The organism is Streptomyces sp. NPDC127106 (genome assembly GCF_042677605.1).
Lineage (GTDB): Bacteria > Actinomycetota > Actinomycetes > Streptomycetales > Streptomycetaceae > Streptomyces.
Map to the genome: position 1 here is coordinate 23964 of NZ_JBHXTC010000068.1, position 15744 is coordinate 39707.

Annotated in this window: 22 protein-coding genes; 18 read left to right on the forward strand and 4 right to left on the reverse strand. The window is 72.9% G+C overall.

Features of this window, described 5'->3' with window-relative positions; translation table 11 throughout:
* Positions 1 to 23: 23 nt before the first annotated feature.
* Positions 24 to 698, forward strand: a complete 675-nt coding sequence (locus ACFVGY_RS33460) for a hypothetical protein (RefSeq protein WP_385684900.1) — start codon at positions 24 to 26, stop codon at positions 696 to 698.
* A gap of 121 nt (positions 699 to 819) precedes the next feature.
* On the opposite strand, the gene ybaK is transcribed toward ACFVGY_RS33460, so the two are convergent.
* Genes ybaK through ACFVGY_RS33475 form a run of 3 tightly spaced genes read right to left on the reverse strand, consistent with a single transcriptional unit; the run spans position 820 to position 3746 of the window.
* Entirely contained in the window at positions 820 to 1314 is a 495-nt protein-coding gene (gene ybaK / locus ACFVGY_RS33465) for a Cys-tRNA(Pro) deacylase (RefSeq protein ID WP_385684903.1), read from the reverse strand.
* 29 nt (positions 1315 to 1343) lie between these two features.
* On the reverse strand, positions 1344 to 2084 hold the full coding sequence (locus ACFVGY_RS33470) for an LON peptidase substrate-binding domain-containing protein (protein WP_385684906.1): 741 nt from the start codon (positions 2082 to 2084) through the stop codon (positions 1344 to 1346).
* Between the two features lie 57 nt (positions 2085 to 2141).
* Complete coding sequence (locus ACFVGY_RS33475) at positions 2142 to 3746, reverse strand: oxidoreductase (RefSeq protein ID WP_385684909.1); 1605 nt, start codon at positions 3744 to 3746, stop codon at positions 2142 to 2144.
* Between the two features lie 125 nt (positions 3747 to 3871).
* On the opposite strand from ACFVGY_RS33475, the gene hisD reads away from it, so the two are divergent.
* The 11 genes from hisD (at position 3872) to ACFVGY_RS33530 (ending at position 10472) form a co-directional block, all read left to right on the forward strand.
* Positions 3872 to 5194, forward strand: coding sequence for a histidinol dehydrogenase (gene hisD / locus ACFVGY_RS33480; RefSeq protein ID WP_385684915.1), 1323 nt, complete (start codon positions 3872 to 3874; stop codon positions 5192 to 5194).
* Entirely contained in the window at positions 5191 to 6324 is a 1134-nt protein-coding gene (locus tag ACFVGY_RS33485) for a histidinol-phosphate transaminase (RefSeq protein WP_385684918.1), read from the forward strand. Before hisD ends, ACFVGY_RS33485 begins: the two co-directional genes overlap by 4 nt.
* Positions 6321 to 6920 (forward strand): imidazoleglycerol-phosphate dehydratase HisB, encoded by a 600-nt coding sequence (gene hisB / locus ACFVGY_RS33490; RefSeq protein WP_179176257.1) that lies wholly within the window; start codon positions 6321 to 6323, stop codon positions 6918 to 6920. Before ACFVGY_RS33485 ends, hisB begins: the two co-directional genes overlap by 4 nt.
* Positions 6921 to 6922: 2 nt before the next feature.
* A complete protein-coding gene (locus tag ACFVGY_RS33495; RefSeq protein WP_385684922.1) occupies positions 6923 to 7090 on the forward strand; it encodes a hypothetical protein in 168 nt (55 codons plus the stop codon).
* Complete coding sequence (gene hisH / locus ACFVGY_RS33500; protein WP_385684925.1) at positions 7087 to 7737, forward strand: imidazole glycerol phosphate synthase subunit HisH; 651 nt, start codon at positions 7087 to 7089, stop codon at positions 7735 to 7737. The genes ACFVGY_RS33495 and hisH overlap by 4 nt, the downstream gene beginning before the upstream one ends.
* Positions 7737 to 8480 (forward strand): bifunctional 1-(5-phosphoribosyl)-5-((5-phosphoribosylamino)methylideneamino)imidazole-4-carboxamide isomerase/phosphoribosylanthranilate isomerase PriA, encoded by a 744-nt coding sequence (priA, locus tag ACFVGY_RS33505; RefSeq protein WP_385684928.1) that lies wholly within the window; start codon positions 7737 to 7739, stop codon positions 8478 to 8480. The genes hisH and priA overlap by 1 nt, the downstream gene beginning before the upstream one ends.
* A complete protein-coding gene (locus ACFVGY_RS33510; RefSeq protein WP_385684931.1) occupies positions 8477 to 8878 on the forward strand; it encodes a RidA family protein in 402 nt (133 codons plus the stop codon). Before priA ends, ACFVGY_RS33510 begins: the two co-directional genes overlap by 4 nt.
* Positions 8878 to 9633 carry an imidazole glycerol phosphate synthase subunit HisF gene (gene hisF / locus ACFVGY_RS33515; RefSeq protein ID WP_385684934.1) on the forward strand — a complete coding sequence of 252 codons (756 nt, stop codon included), beginning with the start codon at positions 8878 to 8880 and terminating at the stop codon, positions 9631 to 9633. The genes ACFVGY_RS33510 and hisF overlap by 1 nt, the downstream gene beginning before the upstream one ends.
* A 65-nt stretch (positions 9634 to 9698) precedes the next feature.
* Complete coding sequence (locus ACFVGY_RS33520; protein ID WP_385430414.1) at positions 9699 to 9917, forward strand: hypothetical protein; 219 nt, start codon at positions 9699 to 9701, stop codon at positions 9915 to 9917.
* Positions 9914 to 10288 carry a hypothetical protein gene (locus ACFVGY_RS33525; RefSeq protein ID WP_385430416.1) on the forward strand — a complete coding sequence of 125 codons (375 nt, stop codon included), beginning with the start codon at positions 9914 to 9916 and terminating at the stop codon, positions 10286 to 10288. Before ACFVGY_RS33520 ends, ACFVGY_RS33525 begins: the two co-directional genes overlap by 4 nt.
* A gap of 1 nt (position 10289) precedes the next feature.
* The gene (locus ACFVGY_RS33530; RefSeq protein WP_385430418.1) at positions 10290 to 10472 is read left to right on the forward strand and encodes a DUF2191 domain-containing protein; all 183 of its coding nucleotides are present in this window, start codon (positions 10290 to 10292) and stop codon (positions 10470 to 10472) included.
* 4 nt (positions 10473 to 10476) lie between these two features.
* Here the strand turns inward: ACFVGY_RS33530 and ACFVGY_RS33535 are convergent, their stop codons facing one another.
* Positions 10477 to 11109, reverse strand: coding sequence for a TIGR03085 family metal-binding protein (locus ACFVGY_RS33535; protein WP_385684938.1), 633 nt, complete (start codon positions 11107 to 11109; stop codon positions 10477 to 10479).
* 85 nt (positions 11110 to 11194) lie between these two features.
* On the opposite strand from ACFVGY_RS33535, the gene hisI reads away from it, so the two are divergent.
* The 6 genes from hisI (at position 11195) to trpC (ending at position 15689) form a co-directional block, all read left to right on the forward strand.
* On the forward strand, positions 11195 to 11572 hold the full coding sequence (gene hisI, locus ACFVGY_RS33540; RefSeq protein ID WP_385684941.1) for a phosphoribosyl-AMP cyclohydrolase: 378 nt from the start codon (positions 11195 to 11197) through the stop codon (positions 11570 to 11572).
* An 8-nt stretch (positions 11573 to 11580) separates the two neighbouring features.
* Positions 11581 to 13071 carry an anthranilate synthase component I gene (locus ACFVGY_RS33545; RefSeq protein WP_385684944.1) on the forward strand — a complete coding sequence of 497 codons (1491 nt, stop codon included), beginning with the start codon at positions 11581 to 11583 and terminating at the stop codon, positions 13069 to 13071.
* Positions 13072 to 13085: 14 nt separating this feature from the next.
* A complete protein-coding gene (locus ACFVGY_RS33550) occupies positions 13086 to 13826 on the forward strand; it encodes a TIGR02234 family membrane protein (RefSeq protein WP_385684947.1) in 741 nt (246 codons plus the stop codon).
* An 82-nt stretch (positions 13827 to 13908) separates the two neighbouring features.
* Positions 13909 to 14148 carry an HGxxPAAW family protein gene (locus ACFVGY_RS33555; RefSeq protein WP_385684950.1) on the forward strand — a complete coding sequence of 80 codons (240 nt, stop codon included), beginning with the start codon at positions 13909 to 13911 and terminating at the stop codon, positions 14146 to 14148.
* A 101-nt stretch (positions 14149 to 14249) separates the two neighbouring features.
* Positions 14250 to 14717, forward strand: coding sequence for a DUF2752 domain-containing protein (locus tag ACFVGY_RS33560; protein ID WP_385684952.1), 468 nt, complete (start codon positions 14250 to 14252; stop codon positions 14715 to 14717).
* A gap of 162 nt (positions 14718 to 14879) precedes the next feature.
* Entirely contained in the window at positions 14880 to 15689 is an 810-nt protein-coding gene (trpC, locus tag ACFVGY_RS33565) for an indole-3-glycerol phosphate synthase TrpC (protein WP_361088113.1), read from the forward strand.
* Positions 15690 to 15744: the final 55 nt, after the last annotated feature.

Below are 15744 nucleotides of genomic sequence, written 5' to 3' on the forward strand. Positions count from 1 at the left end.
GGCGCACCTGGCACGATGTGGGGGTGACCGAACCCGTGACCACGCCGCCCCCCGTCGAACCGCCGCTGCCCGGCAGACCGGCCGCACCCGGCGTCACCGCCGGGGACGTCCGCGACGGGGCCGCCGTCACCCTCGTCGTGGGGGCCTGCGGGGCGCTCCTCGGGCTGCTGTGGGCGTGGCTGGCGCCGCGGGCCCAGTACGTGTCCAACGGGCAGGCCGTCTTCCTGCGCAACACCGAGAGCGAGGCCCGGATAGGGGCCGACAGCACGTTCCTGCTGCTCTCGATCCTGATGGGCCTGCTGGCCGCCGTCGCCCTCTTCCTGTGGCGCCGGCGCGGCGGCGTTCCCCAGGTGATCGGGCTGGGCATCGGCTCCTGCGCCGCCTCCTGGCTCGGATGGCGCACCGGCGAGTGGCTGGGCGGCTCCGGCGACGTGGCCGCCGCCGCGGTGGCCGCGGGCAAGGGCGTGCCCTTCGACGCGCCGCTGGAGCTCCTCGCGTACGGGGCGCTGCTGGCCTGGCCGATGACCGCGCTCCTCGTCCACATCGGCCTCACGGCCCTGTGGGCCCCGCACGACCCCGTCCCCGAGCCCGTCCCCGTCCCCGACCCGGCCGGGGACGCCCGGCCCGGCCCCGCCGCCGTCTACCCGCCGCCGCACGTCCACGCCGATCCGGCGGCCAAGGAACCCCCGCGGCCCTGACGGCTGCGGTGCGGCAGCGCCCCCGAGGGGCGCGGCGCCGGTGCCCGCCCGGAACCGCGCGACCGGCCGCAACGGGCCCGCGCACGGTCGACGGCCCGTCGCGGCGCCTCCCGCGGAGCGCTCAGGCGCGGGCGATCGGCGCCAGGGTGGCCGCCGTCAGCGCGGCCAGGGTGGTGGGCGCCAGCTCGACCTCCAGCCCGCGCCGGCCCGCCGACACGCAGATGGTCGGATGCCCCTCGGCGGAGGAGTCCACGACGGTCCGCAGCCGCTTGCGCTGCCCCAGCGGGGAGATGCCGCCCACCACGTAGCCGGTGGTGCGCTCGGCCAGCGACGGATCCGCCATCACCGCCTTCTTCGCGCCGACGGCAGACGCCAGCGCCTTCAGGTCGAGGCTGCCGGAGACCGGGACCACCGCCACCGTCAGGACCCCGTCCGCGTCCGTGACGAGCGTCTTGAAGACCTGGTCCGGGCTCACGCCCATGGCCTCCGCGGCCTCCTGCCCGTACGAGGGGTGCGCCGGGTCGTGCTCGTAGGAGTGCGTGGTGAAGTCCGCTCCGGCCGCGGTGAGCGCGGTGATCGCCGGGGTCGCCGCGGACGCGGCCTTCTTCTTCGCCATCAGGCAGGGCTCCCCATCGGGTTCCGTGGTCAGTTCGGGCTGGTCGGCATCCGGGTCAGGTCCACCGCGGGCAGCGACGGCAGGTGCCGGATCAGCGCCGTCTCCGTGCGCAGCAGCTTCAGCTCCTCCGCGAGCCGCGTCGCCGTGTCCGGGGCCTGCAGCAGCCGCTGCTTCGCCGGGGTGTCCAGCACCGCGGCCGCCGCCACCAGGTACGACACCACCGACGGCTCGTCGGGCAGCTCCGCAGCCGAGGCCAGCGTTCGCTCCCGGGCCCCGGCCAGCCGCTTCTGGTACGTCCGGAACGCCCGCAGCACCCCCTCCGCCAGCGCGCCCGCGCCCTCGCCCGCCTCCTCCGGCAGCTCCTCCAGCTCCGCGACGAGGAACGCGCCCGAGGCGTCCACCGACAGCAGGCGGACCCGCGTCGTACCCGTCGCCAGGACCTCGAAGCTGCCGTCCTGCCGCTCCCGGATCGTGGCCGCGTCCGCGATGCAGCCCACCCGGTGGAAGGCCTGGACCGGGTCCGGGCCGAAGCCCGCGGCCGGGCCCCGCTCGGGCAGGGCCGTCGGGTCCGGCATTCCGGGGGCGGTCGGTGCGACCTCCCGGCCGTCGCGGATCGCGACGACCGCGAAGCGGCGCGGCTCGTCCTCGCCCGTCTTCAGCAGCTCCCGCATCATGGCGCGATAACGCTCCTCGAAGACGTTCAGCGGCAGCACGAGTCCGGGGAAAAGTACCGAGTTCAGCGGGAAGAGGGGCAGGCGAACGGTGGTCACGAGGCACAGGGTAGTGGCCGTGGGGCGGGCCCTGTCACCTCGGTTCTTCCTGGTCCGTCAGCCGCGGCGCAGCATCCGGGAGGCCCCCGCCGCCACCGTCGTCGCCAGGATCCAGCCCAGCAGGACCAGCACGGTCGAGCCCCACTGCCAGTAGCCCTTCATCATCCACTGGCCCTGCTGGCCGAGGTCGATGACCGGAAGCAGCAGGTCCAGGGCGTAGAGCAGCGGATCCCACTCCGGGTGCTCGTCCCGCTTGATGGCCGCCGGGGCGATCTGCGCGAACAGCAGCGCGCCCGCCGCCCACAGCAGCACCATCCACAGCGCGGCCCGTCCCGGCCGGTACCCGTAGGCCACCGTCCAGTCCTGCACGTACCCCCACGCCTTGGCCGCCGGCGGCAGCGTCGCCCGCCGTCGGCGCTGCTTGGCCAGCAGCACCTCCCGGGCTTCGGCGTCCTCGCCGCTGGCGCGCAGCACGGACGCCAGCCGCTCGTAGGGCTCCGGCGAGAACTCCGGGGTGGCCGCCGCCACCCACTCCAGCCGGCGCACCAGCGGGAAATGGCCGCGGGGCGCGAGGTTCTCGTACACGAAGCCCTCGATCGACACGCCGCCCGGGCCGGGCCAGCTCGTCGAGGCGTCCACCAGCTTGACCACCTTCGCCCCCGACAGCACCACCCGGCCCCGCTCCGGCTTCTCGCCGACGAACCGCAGCTCCGGGGTCTGGATCCGGCGCAGCGACACCTCCTGCTCCTCGGCGAGCACGAACCGGGCCCCGTACAGGTCGACCGCGTCGCCGAAGCGGCCGTCGTCCAGGCGCAGCCCGCCCCGGCACTCGAAGCGCCGGGCCCGCTGCCCGCGCGCCGGCGTCTGGCCGCCCAGGCCGTACGGGGGAGTGGAGGAACCGGAGTCGCCGGGCACGTAGTCCACCGCGATCGAGGTCAGGTACAGGGTCCGCTCCACGGTCAGCTGCGGGGCGTTCAGTGCCCGCCGCCCGTGCGGGTTGCGCAGCCGGGCCCCGCGCAGGTTCATCGACCCGCCGACCTTCGAGCCGCGCAGGCTCACTTCCCCGTACGCCTCCACCAGCTCCCCCTGGAAGTCCTGCGCGACCGCCATGCCGTCCGCGGCGATGGCCCGGCCCCGGCTGTCCCGCTGCACCACGGCCTGGCTGATCAGCAGGTCCGTGCCGATCTGCGCGTCGGTCAGCCGGATCCCGCGCGCCACCCGGCAGCGCGGCAGGTGCAGGTCGCCCTCGGTGTGCAGGCGGGAGGCGTCCAGCCGGGGGACCGCGCAGTTGACCAGCCGCAGCGTCCCGAACCGGGTCTCGGACAGCTGGACCTCGCTGTCGAAGCGGCAGGACTGGAGTTCGACGTACGGCTCCACGGTGCCGCCCGACAGGTCCAGCCGACCGGTGATCCGCACCCCGCGCAGCTTCAGCGACGCCACCCGGCCCGGCACCGGCGGCGGCCCGTGGAGCAGCAGCAGCGAGACCACGTCGGCGCGGACGCTGCGACCGGCGTCCCAGACCCGGTCGCCGTGCGGATCGTCCAGCTCGGCGGCCCGCGCGCTCAGGTCGCACACGCTGCCCGTGCGGAACGCCCGCCACATCAGGCGCTCGGCCTCGCCGAGGTCCGCCGGCTCCTCGTCCGCGCGCGGCGCGTCGGCCATGCGGTCCCCCCTCCGCCGTACATCCGTGTAGCAGGAACGTTAAGGGGAGCCAGTGACGGCCGGGGCGTGTATCAGCCAGTGATACGGGCGGACGGCCGTGGGAGCCGGTCTGAGAGAATTGGGAGGTGATCTCTCGTATCGATCTGCGCGGCAACGCCCTCCCCGAGGGCGCGGCCCTGCGCGACCTGCTCCCCCGTGCCGAGTTCGACGTGGAAGCCGCCCTGGAGAAGGTGCGGCCCATCTGCGAGGACGTCCATCATCGTGGCACGGCGGCGCTGATCGAGTACGCGCAGAAGTTCGACGGCGTGGAGCTGGAACGGGTCAGGGTGCCCGCGGAGGCCCTCGCCAAGGCCCTCGACGAGCTCGACCCGGCCGTCCGCGCCGCCCTGGAGGAGTCGATCCGCCGCGCCCGGACCGTGCACCGGGCCCAGCGCCGCACCGAGCACACCACCCAGGTGGTCCCCGGCGGCACCGTGACCGAGAAGTGGGTGCCGGTCGAGCGCGTCGGCCTGTACGCGCCCGGCGGCCGCTCGGTGTACCCGTCCTCCGTCGTCATGAACGTCGTGCCGGCCCAGGAGGCGGGCGTGGAGTCCATCGCCCTGGCCTCCCCGCCGCAGGTCGAGTTCGGCGGCCTGCCGCACCCGACGATCCTCGCCGCCTGCGCCCTGCTCGGCGTGGACGAGGTGTACGCGGTGGGCGGCGCCGTCGCCGTCGCGATGTTCGCGTACGGCACCGAGGACTGCCTGCCGGTCAACATGGTCACCGGCCCCGGCAACATCTGGGTCGCCGCCGCCAAGCGCTACTTCACCGGGAAGATCGGCATCGACACCGAGGCCGGCCCGACCGAGATCGCCGTCCTCGCGGACTCCACCGCCGACCCGGTGCACGTCGCCGCCGACCTGATCAGCCAGGCCGAGCACGACCCGCTGGCCGCCGCCGTCCTCGTCACCGACTCCGAGGACCTCGCGGCCGCCGTGGAGAAGGAACTCGAACCGCAGGTCGCGGCCACCAAGCACGTCGAGGACCGGATCCGCCCGGCGCTCGCCGGCAAGCAGTCCGCGATCGTGCTGGTCGACAGCCTGGAGGACGGCCTGAAGGTCGTCGACGCGTACGGCGCCGAGCACCTGGAGATCCAGACCGCCGACGCCGCGGCCTGGGCGGCCCGCGTCCGCAACGCCGGCGCGATCTTCGTCGGCCCGTGGGCCCCGGTCTCGCTCGGCGACTACTGCGCCGGGTCGAACCACGTCCTGCCCACGGGCGGCTGCGCCTGCCACTCCTCCGGCCTGTCCGTGCAGTCCTTCCTGCGCGGCATCCACATCGTCGACTACACGCGCGACGCGCTCGCCGAGGTCACCCACCACGTGGTGACGCTGGCCGAGGCCGAGGACCTGCCCGCGCACGGCGCCGCCCTCAAGGCACGCTTCGGGTGGAAGGTCCCCGGCCAGTGAGCGCGTACGACAACACCGACAGGACCATCGGGATCGACGACCTCCCGATCCGCGACGAGCTGCGCGGCAAGAGCCCGTACGGCGCCCCGCAGCTCGACGTGCCCGTCCAGCTGAACACCAACGAGAACCCGTACGAGCTCCCCGAGGAGCTGGTGCGGCGGATCGCCGAGCGCGTCGCCGACGCGGCCCGCACCCTCAACCGCTACCCCGACCGGGACGCCGTCGAGCTGCGGACCGCGCTGGCCGCCTACCTCACCCGCACCGGCAAGCACCCGGTCGCCCGGGAGAACGTGTGGGCCGCCAACGGCTCCAACGAGGTCATCCAGCAGCTGCTGCAGACCTTCGGCGGGCCCGGCCGCACCGCGATCGGCTTCGAGCCCTCGTACTCGATGCACGCGCTGATCGCCCGCGGCACCGGCACCGGATGGATCTCCGGCCCGCGCCGGGAGGACTTCACCATCGACGTGGCCGCCGCGGAGCAGGCCATCACCGAGAACGCGCCCGACGTCGTCTTCATCACCTCGCCCAACAACCCCACGGGCACCGCGGTCGGGGCGGAGACCGTCCTCGCCCTCTACGAGGCCGCGCAGGCGGCCAAGCCGTCCCTGGTGATCGTGGACGAGGCGTACGTCGAGTTCAGCCACCGGGACTCCCTGCTGCCCCTGATCGAGGGCCGTCCGAACATGGTGGTCTCCCGGACCATGTCCAAGGCGTTCGGCGCCGCCGGACTGCGCCTGGGCTACCTCGCCGCGCACCCGGCCGTCGTCGACGCCGTCCAGCTGGTGCGCCTTCCGTACCACCTGTCGGCCGTCACCCAGGCGACCGCGCTGGCGGCCCTGGAGCACACCGACACCCTGCTCGGCTACGTCGAGCAGCTCAAGGCCGAGCGGGACCGCCTCGTCGCCGAACTCCGGGCGATCGGCTACGAGGTCACCGAGTCCGACGCGAACTTCATCCAGTTCGGGAAGTTCGAGGACTCCCACACCGCCTGGCAGCAGATCCTCGACCGGGGCGTCCTGGTCCGGGACAACGGCGTACCGGGATGGCTGCGGGTCACCGCGGGCACCCCGGCCGAGAACGACGCGTTCCTGGAAGCGGTTCGCGCACTGAAGAAGGAGCAGCAGGCATGAGCCGCATCGGACGGGTCGAACGGACCACGAAGGAGACCTCCGTCCTCGTCGAGATAAACCTCGACGGCACCGGACAGGTCGACGTCTCCACCGGCGTCGGCTTCTACGACCACATGCTCGACCAGCTCGGCCGCCACGGCCTGTTCGACCTCACCGTCAAGACCGACGGCGACCTGCACATCGACAGCCACCACACCATCGAGGACACCGCCCTCGCCCTCGGCGCCGCCTTCAAGCAGGCCCTCGGCGACAAGGTCGGCATCTACCGCTTCGGCAACTGCACCGTCCCGCTGGACGAGTCCCTCGCCCAGGTGACCGTGGACCTGTCGGGCCGCCCCTACCTCGTGCACACCGAGCCCGAGAACATGGCGCCGATGATCGGCTCGTACGACACGACGATGACCCGGCACATCCTGGAGTCCTTCGTCGCCCAGGCACAGATCGCCCTCCACGTCCACGTCCCGTACGGCCGCAACGCCCACCACATCGTGGAGTGCCAGTTCAAGGCGTTGGCCCGGGCCCTGCGCTACGCCGCGGAGCTCGACCCGCGCGCCGCCGCGGCGGGCATCCTCCCCTCGACGAAGGGCGCCCTCTAGCCGTGACCGGCCTCAGCACCATCCTCATCGTCGTCGGCCTGTTCCTGGCCGGCGGCGTCTACTCCTTCCAGAAGCAGCAGATGCCCAGGTCGGTCGTCCTGCTGCTCGCCATCGGCTCCGCGATGTGTCTCGCCGCCGGAGTCCTGCGGATCCAAGGAATCTGGGCATGAGCGCATCCCGCCCCACCAAAACGGTCGTCGTCCTCGACTACGGCTTCGGGAACGTCCGCTCCGCCGAGCGCGCCCTCGCGCGGGTCGGCGCGGACGTCGAGATCACCCGCGACTACGACAAGGCCATGGACGCCGACGGCCTCCTCGTCCCCGGCGTCGGCGCCTACTCCGCCTGCATGCAGGGCCTGAAGTCCGTCCGCGGCGACTGGATCATCGGCCGCCGGCTCTCCGGCGGCCGCCCGGTCATGGGCATCTGCGTCGGCATGCAGATCCTCTTCGAGCGCGGCATCGAACACGGCGTCGAGACCGAGGGCCTGGACGAGTGGCCCGGCACCGTCGGCCCGCTCAAGGCCCCCGTCGTCCCCCACATGGGCTGGAACACCGTCGAGGCCCCCGCCGACAGCCAGGCCTTCGCCGGCCTGGACGCCGACGCCCGGTTCTACTTCGTGCACTCCTACGCGGCCCACGACTGGAGCCTGGAGGTCACCAACCCGGCGATCCGCGCCCCCAAGGTCACCTGGGCCACCCACGGCGAGCGCTTCGTCGCGGCGGTGGAGAACGGCGCCCTGTGGGCCACCCAGTTCCACCCCGAGAAGTCCGGCGACGCCGGATCCCAGCTCCTCACCAACTGGATCGAGACCCTGTGATGACCGAGCCCGCAGCGAAGCAGCTGGAACTCCTCCCCGCGGTCGACGTCCGCGACGGCCAGGCCGTCCGCCTCGTCCACGGCGTGTCCGGCAGCGAGACCTCCTACGGCTCCCCGCTGGAGGCGGCCCTCGCCTGGCAGCGCGCCGGCGCCGAATGGCTGCACCTGGTCGACCTGGACGCCGCCTTCGGCACCGGCGACAACCGGGCCCTGGTCGCCGAGATCACCCGCGCCATGGACATCAAGGTCGAGCTCTGCGGCGGCATCCGCGACGACGCCACCTTGGAGGCCGCCCTCGCCACCGGCTGCACCCGCGTCAACCTCGGCACCGCCGCCCTGGAGACCCCCGAGTGGGCCGCCAAGGCCATCGCCGAGCACGGCGACCGGATCGCGATCGGCCTCGACGTCCGCGGCACCACGCTCAAGGGCCGCGGCTGGACCAGCGACGGCGGCGACCTGTACGAGACCCTCGCCCGCCTGGACTCCGAGGGCTGCGCCCGCTACGTCGTCACCGACATCGGCCGCGACGGCACGCTGACCGGCCCCAACCTGGAACTCCTGCGGAACGTGTGCGCGGCCACCGACCGGCCCGTCGTGGCCTCCGGCGGCGTCTCCTCGCTGGACGACCTGCGCGCGCTCGCCGAGCTGGTGCCGCTGGGCGTCGAGGGTGCCATCGTCGGCAAGGCCCTGTACGCGAAGGCCTTCACCCTCCAGGAGGCGCTGCGGGTGGTGGCCGGCGCATGAGCGGAGCCGACGCAGTCCGCCGGTACTCCTCCGGCGGCCCCTGGGAGGACGCCGTGGGCTACTCCCGTGCGGTCGAACTGCCGAACGGGCTGGTGCTCGTCTCCGGCTGCGCCTCCGTCGTCGACGGCAAGGTCGTCGCCGGCGGTCCGTACGAGCAGGCGGTCAACTCCTTCCGCGTCGCGATCGCGGCGCTGGAGCAGGCGGGCCTGGGCGCCGGGGACGTCGTCCGCACCCGCATGTACCTCACGCACGCGCGGGACGTGGACGAGGTCGGCCGGGCCCACAAGGAGCTCTTCGGCGAGGTCCGCCCCGCCGCCTCCATGATCATCGTGTCCGGCTTCATCGACCCCGGCCTGGTCGTCGAAGTCGAGGTCGAAGCCTTCCGAGGGGAGTCCTGATGTCACTCGCCGTACGGGTGATCCCCTGCCTTGACGTGGACAACGGCCGCGTCGTCAAGGGCGTCAACTTCCAGAACCTGCGCGACGCCGGCGACCCCGTCGAGATGGCCCGGCTCTACGACGCCGAGGGCGCCGACGAGCTGACCTTCCTCGACATCACCGCATCGTCCGGGAACCGCGAGACCACCTACGACGTGGTGCGGCGCACCGCCGAGCAGGTCTTCATCCCGCTGACCGTGGGCGGCGGCGTCCGCACCGCGGACGACGTGGACAAGCTGCTGCGGGCGGGCGCGGACAAGGTCGGCGTCAACACCGCCGCCATCGCACGGCCCGAGCTGATCCAGGAGATCGCCGAACGCTTCGGCCGGCAGGTCCTCGTCCTGTCCGTCGACGCCCGGCGCACCGAGTCCGGCTCCTTCGAGGTCACCACGCACGGCGGCCGCCGGGGCACCGGCCTCGACGCCGTCGAGTGGGCCCACCGGGCCGCCGAACTGGGCGCCGGCGAGATCCTGCTGAACTCGATGGACGCCGACGGCACCAAGGACGGCTACGACACCGAGATGATCGCGGCCGTCCGCAAGCACGTCACCGTTCCGGTGATCGCCTCGGGCGGCGCAGGCAAGCTGGAGCACTTCCCGCCCGCCGTCGACGCCGGCGCCGACGCGGTCCTCGCCGCCTCGGTCTTCCACTTCGGCGACCTCCGCATCGGCCAGGTGAAGGACACCCTCCGGGCGGCCGGCCACCCCGTGCGGTAGTTCGACACGTCCCTCGGTAGTGCAGTCGGTAGCGGTCGCGGTACTGGCGGCCGTAGGCTGACTGCATGCCTGGAATCACGATCGACTTCACCGAAGAGGAATTGGCCGAACTGCGTGCCGAGGCGAAGGAGCAAGGCGTCGCGATCAAGCGGCTGGCGCACGACATACTGACGGAGGATGTCGTGCGTCGGCGGCAGCGGCAGAAATTCATCGAAGGAGCGAGCGCGAAGTTCGCCGCCCTCGCCCCGGAGTTCGTGGAAGCCTTCCCGGAAGGCGACCGGTGAACCTCCGCATCGACGCAGGCTGGATCTTGGGCGTCCAGTACAGCCACGTCCCGTCCGATCCCGCACTACGGGACTGGGGGGCGCTCCACGCGGCCGTCGAGCGGCACGCATTCGAACGCTTCGCGGGCGAGCCGTATTACGAGGAGGCGCCGACCCGGGCAGCAGCACTACTGGAGACCATCGTGCGCCTCAGGCCGTTCGAGGACTACAACGGCGTCATCGGTGCGATGTGCGCCTGGGAGTACATGGAGCTGTCCGGGGTTCCCATCGCTCCGCCACCGGGCGCCCTGGTGCAATTGGTGCGGGACGTCCGCACCGAGAAGGCCACCTTGCAGGCAGCTGCCCGGCTCCTGCGTGACTGGGCAGCGTGACGTGTCCACCGAGCGGCAGTCGGCCGATTCCGCGATCACACGGACAGTGGCCGACCGGGCCGCCGAGGAAGCGGCCAGGCTCGACTGCGACGACCGCGCGGGAGCACTCCGCTGGATGCACGAGTACGCGGGGATCTTCCTGGATTTCGAGGTGCTGGCCGACCGCGAACGGTCCGGCTCGTGATCCTTCAGATGCCGAGCCGGGCGGTGGTCAGTTGGGCCACCGCCTCCTTCTCGCCGTCCAGTTCCACCGTGGCCTCGGACTGGCGGCCGAAGCAGAACAGGGTCAGCTCCCCCGGCTCGCCCGTCACCGTCACCACCGGGGTGCCCTTGTGGGCCACGGCCGTCTGGCCGTTCGGCCGGCGCAGCACCAGGCCCACCGGCGAGCGGCGGCCCGTCAGCCGCGCCAGCCTCTCCAGCCGGGACCACAGTGCGTCCGAGAAGACGGGGTCGAGCTCGCGCGGCGACCAGTCGGGCTGGGCCCGCCGGACGTCCTCGGCGTGCACGTAGAACTCCACCGCGTTCGCCGCCTCGTCGATCTGCTTCAGCGCGTACGGGGACAGCTTCGGCGGGCCGGTCCGGATCAGCTGGATCAGCTCCTCGTACGGCTTGGCCGTGTACTCGGCCATCGCCCTGTCCAGCCGCTCCTTCAGCACGTTCAGCAGCAGACCGCCCGCCGCGTCCGGGCGGCGCTCCCGTACCACGACGTGCGCCGCGAGGTCCCGGGTCAGCCAGCCCTCGCACAGCGTGGGCGCCGACGGCCCCGCCGCCTCCAAAAGGTCCGCCAGCAGCAGGCGTTCACGCTTCGCATGCATCGACATGTGGGCAAGCCTACGGCCGGAACCCCGCCGTCCGCCTTCCCACCTGGCGGACGGTGATCCGTAACCGCCCGCCCGGCGCGGCACAATGGCCCGCATGAGTACCTCCTCCCTCGACCCCGCCATCGCCGCCCGGCTCAAGCGCTCCGCCGACGGCCTGGTCCCGGCCATCGCCCAGCAGTACGACACCGGTGAGGTGCTGATGCTCGGGTGGATGGACGACGAGGCGCTGCACCGCACCCTGACGACCGGCCGCTGCACCTACTGGTCGCGCAGCCGGCGGGAGTACTGGGTCAAGGGGGACACGTCCGGCCACGTCCAGCACGTGAAGTCCGTCGCCCTCGACTGCGACGCCGACACCGTGCTGGTCAAGGTCGACCAGGTCGGCGCCGCCTGCCACACCGGCGCCCGTACGTGCTTCGACGCCGATGTCCTTCCGCTGGCCGCCGACCAGGCAGACAGGTGACGCATCCCATGGATCTCGAACAGTTCCGCAAGCTCGCCGCCGACCGCCGGGTCATCCCCGTGAGCCGCAAGCTGCTGGCCGACGGCGACACCCCCGTCGGCCTCTACCGCAAGCTGGCCGCCGAACGGCCCGGCACCTTCCTGCTGGAATCCGCCGAGAACGGTCGTTCCTGGTCGCGCTACTCCTTCGTCGGCGTCCGCAGCGACGCCACGCTCACCGCCCGCGACGGCCGGGCCCACTGGATCGGCACCCCGCCCGTCGGCGTCCCCACCGACGGCGACCCGCTGGAGGCCCTGCGCGCCACCGTCCAGGCCCTGCACACCCCCCGCGACCTCGCCGCCGGCATGCCGCCGTTCACCGGCGGCATGGTCGGCTACCTCGGCTACGACATCGTGCGCCGCCTGGAGCGCATCGGCGACCACGGCGGCGACGACCTGAAGCTGCCCGAGCTGACCATGCTGCTCACCTCCGACCTGGCGGTCCTCGACCACTGGGACGGCACCGTCCAGCTCATCGCCAACGCGATCAACCACAACGACCTCGACACCGGCGTGGACGAGGCGTACGCCGACGCCGTCGCCCGCCTGGACGCCATGGAGGCCGACCTCGCCCGGCCGGCCCCGTACGCGCCCGCCCCGCTGCCCGCCTCCGAGCTGCCCGAGTTCACCGCCCTGTGGGGCGGTGAGGAGTACCAGGCCGCCGTCGAGGACATCAAGGAGCGGATCCGGGCCGGCGAAGCCTTCCAGGTGGTGCCCTCGCAGCGGTTCGAGACCCCCTGCCACGCCTCCGCGCTGGACGTGTACCGAATCCTGCGGGCCACCAACCCGTCCCCGTACATGTACCTCTTCCGCTTCGAGAACGGCTTCGACGTCGTCGGCTCCAGCCCCGAGGCCCTGGTCAAGGTCGAGGACGGCCGGGCCATGGTGCACCCCATCGCGGGCACCCGCCACCGCGGGGCCACCCCGCAGGAGGACCACGAGCTCGCCGAGGAGTTGCTGGCCGACCCCAAGGAGCGGGCCGAGCACCTGATGCTCGTCGACCTGGGCCGCAACGACCTCGGCCGGGTCTGCGAGCCGGGCTCCGTCGAGGTCGTCGACTTCATGAGCATCGAGCGGTACTCGCACGTCATGCACATCGTGTCCACGGTCACGGGGCGCGTCGCCGAGGGCAGGACCGCTTTCGACGTGCTCACCGCCTGCTTCCCCGCCGGCACCCTGTCCGGGGCGCCCAAGCCGCGCGCCATGCAGATCATCGAGGAGCTGGAGCCCTTGCGGCGCGGCCTGTACGGCGGCTGCGTCGGCTACCTCGACTTCGCCGGGGACTCCGACACGGCCATCGCCATCCGTACCGCCCTGCTGCGCGACGGCACCGCGTACGTGCAGGCCGGCGCGGGAGTGGTCGCCGACTCGGTGCCGGAGCTGGAGGACAACGAGTGCCGCAACAAGGCGTCCGCCGTGCTGCGCGCGGTGGCGGCGGCGAACCGCCTCCACGGCTCCTGAGGCCGTAGGGGATAGTGGGATACGTGAGTGCCGTACCCCCACCCCGAAACGACACCGGCGCGCCCGAGGGTCCCGAGGCCCGCGCGGGTGGCCCTCAGGCCACCGGAGCCCTCGGAGCCCCCGGAGTCCCCGGAGTCCCGGGAGCCCTCGGAGCCGCCGGGGCCCCCGTAGGCCGCAGCGGCCGCCGCAGCGTGGCCGCCGCCCTGCTGTCGGGCGCCCTCGGCGCCACCGTCGTCCTGCTCGGCTCCGGCCGGGTGTGGGTCCGGGGCACCGCCGCCGTCGGCGGCGGCTCGCTCCCGGTGACCGCCGACGGGCAGGCCGTCACCGGGCTGCCCGCCGCCCTGGCCATCGTCGGCCTCGCCGCCCTGGTCGCGGTGTTCGCCGTACGCGGCACGAGCCGGCTGCTGGTCTCCGCCCTGCTGGCGCTCAGCGGCGCCGGCGCGGCCGTCGCCGCGGTCTTGGCCGCCGACGACCGCCAGGCGCTGGACGCGCAGGCCGCCAAGGCCACCGCGGACACCGCGGCACAGGTGGGCGCCCTGGCGCACACCGCCTGGCCGTTCGTCACCGCCGTCGGCGGCGTCCTGATCCTGGTCGCCGGCCTGCTGGCCCTGCGCCACGGCCGTACCTGGCCCGCGATGGGCGGCCGGTACGAGCGCGACGGCGGCGCCCCGACCCGCAGGCCCGCGACGGTGGACCCGGACCGGCCCGAGGACCTGTGGAAGGCCCTGGACCGCGGCGAGGACCCCACCCGCTGACCACCCACCGCACCCGGTGCGGGACAATGTGCACCGAGCGTGCGGGACAGCACGTGCGACAGAGCAAAACGAGGAGCAACTCATGGCGGGCAGCAACCACGGACACACCCCGGCCGCCTGGACCGGTGTCACCATCGCCTTCATCGGTTTCTGCGTCGCCGGCGCTTTCATGGTGCTGGCGAACCCGGTCGGGTTCTGGGCCGGCATGGCCGTCGTCGCGCTGGGCGGTGTCGTGGGCCTGGCCATGCGGGCCGCGGGCATGGGCGCTCCGAAGCCCGCCCACGACGACCTCGCCAAGGTCATCGCCGCCTCCAAGGCCTGATCTCCGAGGCCTGACCTCCACGGCCCGAGTCCCGCAGCGGACACGCGAAGGCGCGGCCCGGTCGGGCTGCGCCTTTCGCCGTCATCGAGGAGAATCAGCGCGTGGACGCCCCCCGCACCCCCGCCGCGCCCTTCACCGGGGCCGTGCCGCCGGCCCCGCCCGTCCCCGCCTCCCGGGTCCGCAGACTGGCCTCCCCGGCCCTCTGGCTGGTCTCGGCCACCGCGGCATTTGCGTACGTGGGCGCCGTGGATCCCAATGAACCCGGTCACTATCCGGTCTGCCCGCTTTTCCGGGTCACCGGAATCCTGTGCCCCGGATGCGGCGGACTGCGCAGCGCCCACGCGTTCGCCCACGGCGATCTGATCACGGCTTTCGGGGCGAATGCCTTGGCCGTGATCGGCTACTTCGTCTTCGCCGGCGTCATGGCCGGATGGCTGTTCAGGGCCTGGCGCGGCGCTCCCACCCCGCGTTTTGCCCTGCCCGCACCGTATTGGTGGGCGCTCGCCGGGGTGGCACTGGTCTTCTCGGTCGTCCGGAACCTGCCGTTCGGATCCGTACTGGCCCCCTGAGGCCTATATGAAGCCCAGATTCCGAATGTCCAAGTAATGGGACATCCGTCAACTGCGTGCGGAGAGCAACGCCCGGGGCGGATACCATTTGATTGCTGACCTTGCAGTTGTACGTGTCTGCAAGGCGGCCGACCGTCATCGACCCGGAAGGGGGCCGCTCGCGTGAGTGTGCTCGACGAGATCATCGAAGGGGTCCGCGAAGACCTTGCCGAACGGCAGGCCCGCGTGAGCCTCGACGAGCTCAAGGAGCGTGCCGCCAAGGCGCCCCAGGCCAAGGACGGCGTCGCAGCCCTGCGCGGCGACGGCGTCAAGGTGATCTGCGAGGTCAAGCGCTCCAGCCCCTCCAAGGGCGCGCTGGCCGCGATCGCCGACCCTGCCGGACTCGCCGCCGACTACGAGGCGGGCGGTGCGGCGGTCATTTCCGTCCTCACCGAGCAGCGCCGGTTCGGCGGCTCGCTGGCCGACCTGGAGGCCGTCCGCGCACGCGTGGACATCCCGATCCTCCGCAAGGACTTCATCGTCACGGCGTACCAGCTGTGGGAGGCCCGCGCCTACGGCGCCGACCTCGTCCTGCTGATCGTCGCGGCCCTGGAGCAGGAGGCCCTGGTCTCCCTCATCGAGCGGGCCGAGTCCATCGGCCTCACCCCGCTCGTCGAGGTCCACGACGAGGAGGAGATCGAGCGCGCGGTCGCGGCCGGCGCGAAGATCATCGGTGTCAACGCCCGCAACCTCAAGGACCTCACCGTCGACCGCTCCACCTTCGAGCGCGTCGTCGGCGAGATCCCGGCCCACATCGTCAAGGTCGCCGAGTCCGGCATCCGCGGCCCGCACGACCTGATCGCCTACGCCAACGAGGGCGCGGACGCCGTCCTCGTCGGCGAGTCCCTGGTGACCGGACGCGACCCGAAGGCGGCCGTGGCCGACCTCGTCGCCGCCGGCGCCCACCCCGCCCTGCGCCACGGCCGGAGCTGACCCGACCATGCCCGCCCACCGCCCCCCCCGCCGCCCCCGCCCCGGGCCCCGCCCC

Coding starts and splice junctions, on each gene's coding strand:
- ACFVGY_RS33545 (WP_385684944.1), top strand. CDS start 11,581: ATGGATCTCGAACAGTTCCGCAAGCTCGCCGCCGACCGCCGGGTCATC.
- hisI (WP_385684941.1), top strand. CDS start 11,195: ATGGCCCGCATGAGTACCTCCTCCCTCGACCCCGCCATCGCCGCCCGG.
- ACFVGY_RS33555 (WP_385684950.1), top strand. CDS start 13,909: ATGGCGGGCAGCAACCACGGACACACCCCGGCCGCCTGGACCGGTGTC.
- hisH (WP_385684925.1), top strand. CDS start 7,087: ATGAGCGCATCCCGCCCCACCAAAACGGTCGTCGTCCTCGACTACGGC.
- ACFVGY_RS33510 (WP_385684931.1), top strand. CDS start 8,477: ATGAGCGGAGCCGACGCAGTCCGCCGGTACTCCTCCGGCGGCCCCTGG.
- ACFVGY_RS33475 (WP_385684909.1), bottom strand. CDS start 3,746: ATGGCCGACGCGCCGCGCGCGGACGAGGAGCCGGCGGACCTCGGCGAG.
- priA (WP_385684928.1), top strand. CDS start 7,737: ATGACCGAGCCCGCAGCGAAGCAGCTGGAACTCCTCCCCGCGGTCGAC.
- ACFVGY_RS33520 (WP_385430414.1), top strand. CDS start 9,699: ATGCCTGGAATCACGATCGACTTCACCGAAGAGGAATTGGCCGAACTG.
- ACFVGY_RS33535 (WP_385684938.1), bottom strand. CDS start 11,109: ATGTCGATGCATGCGAAGCGTGAACGCCTGCTGCTGGCGGACCTTTTG.
- hisF (WP_385684934.1), top strand. CDS start 8,878: ATGTCACTCGCCGTACGGGTGATCCCCTGCCTTGACGTGGACAACGGC.
- ybaK (WP_385684903.1), bottom strand. CDS start 1,314: ATGGCGAAGAAGAAGGCCGCGTCCGCGGCGACCCCGGCGATCACCGCG.
- hisB (WP_179176257.1), top strand. CDS start 6,321: ATGAGCCGCATCGGACGGGTCGAACGGACCACGAAGGAGACCTCCGTC.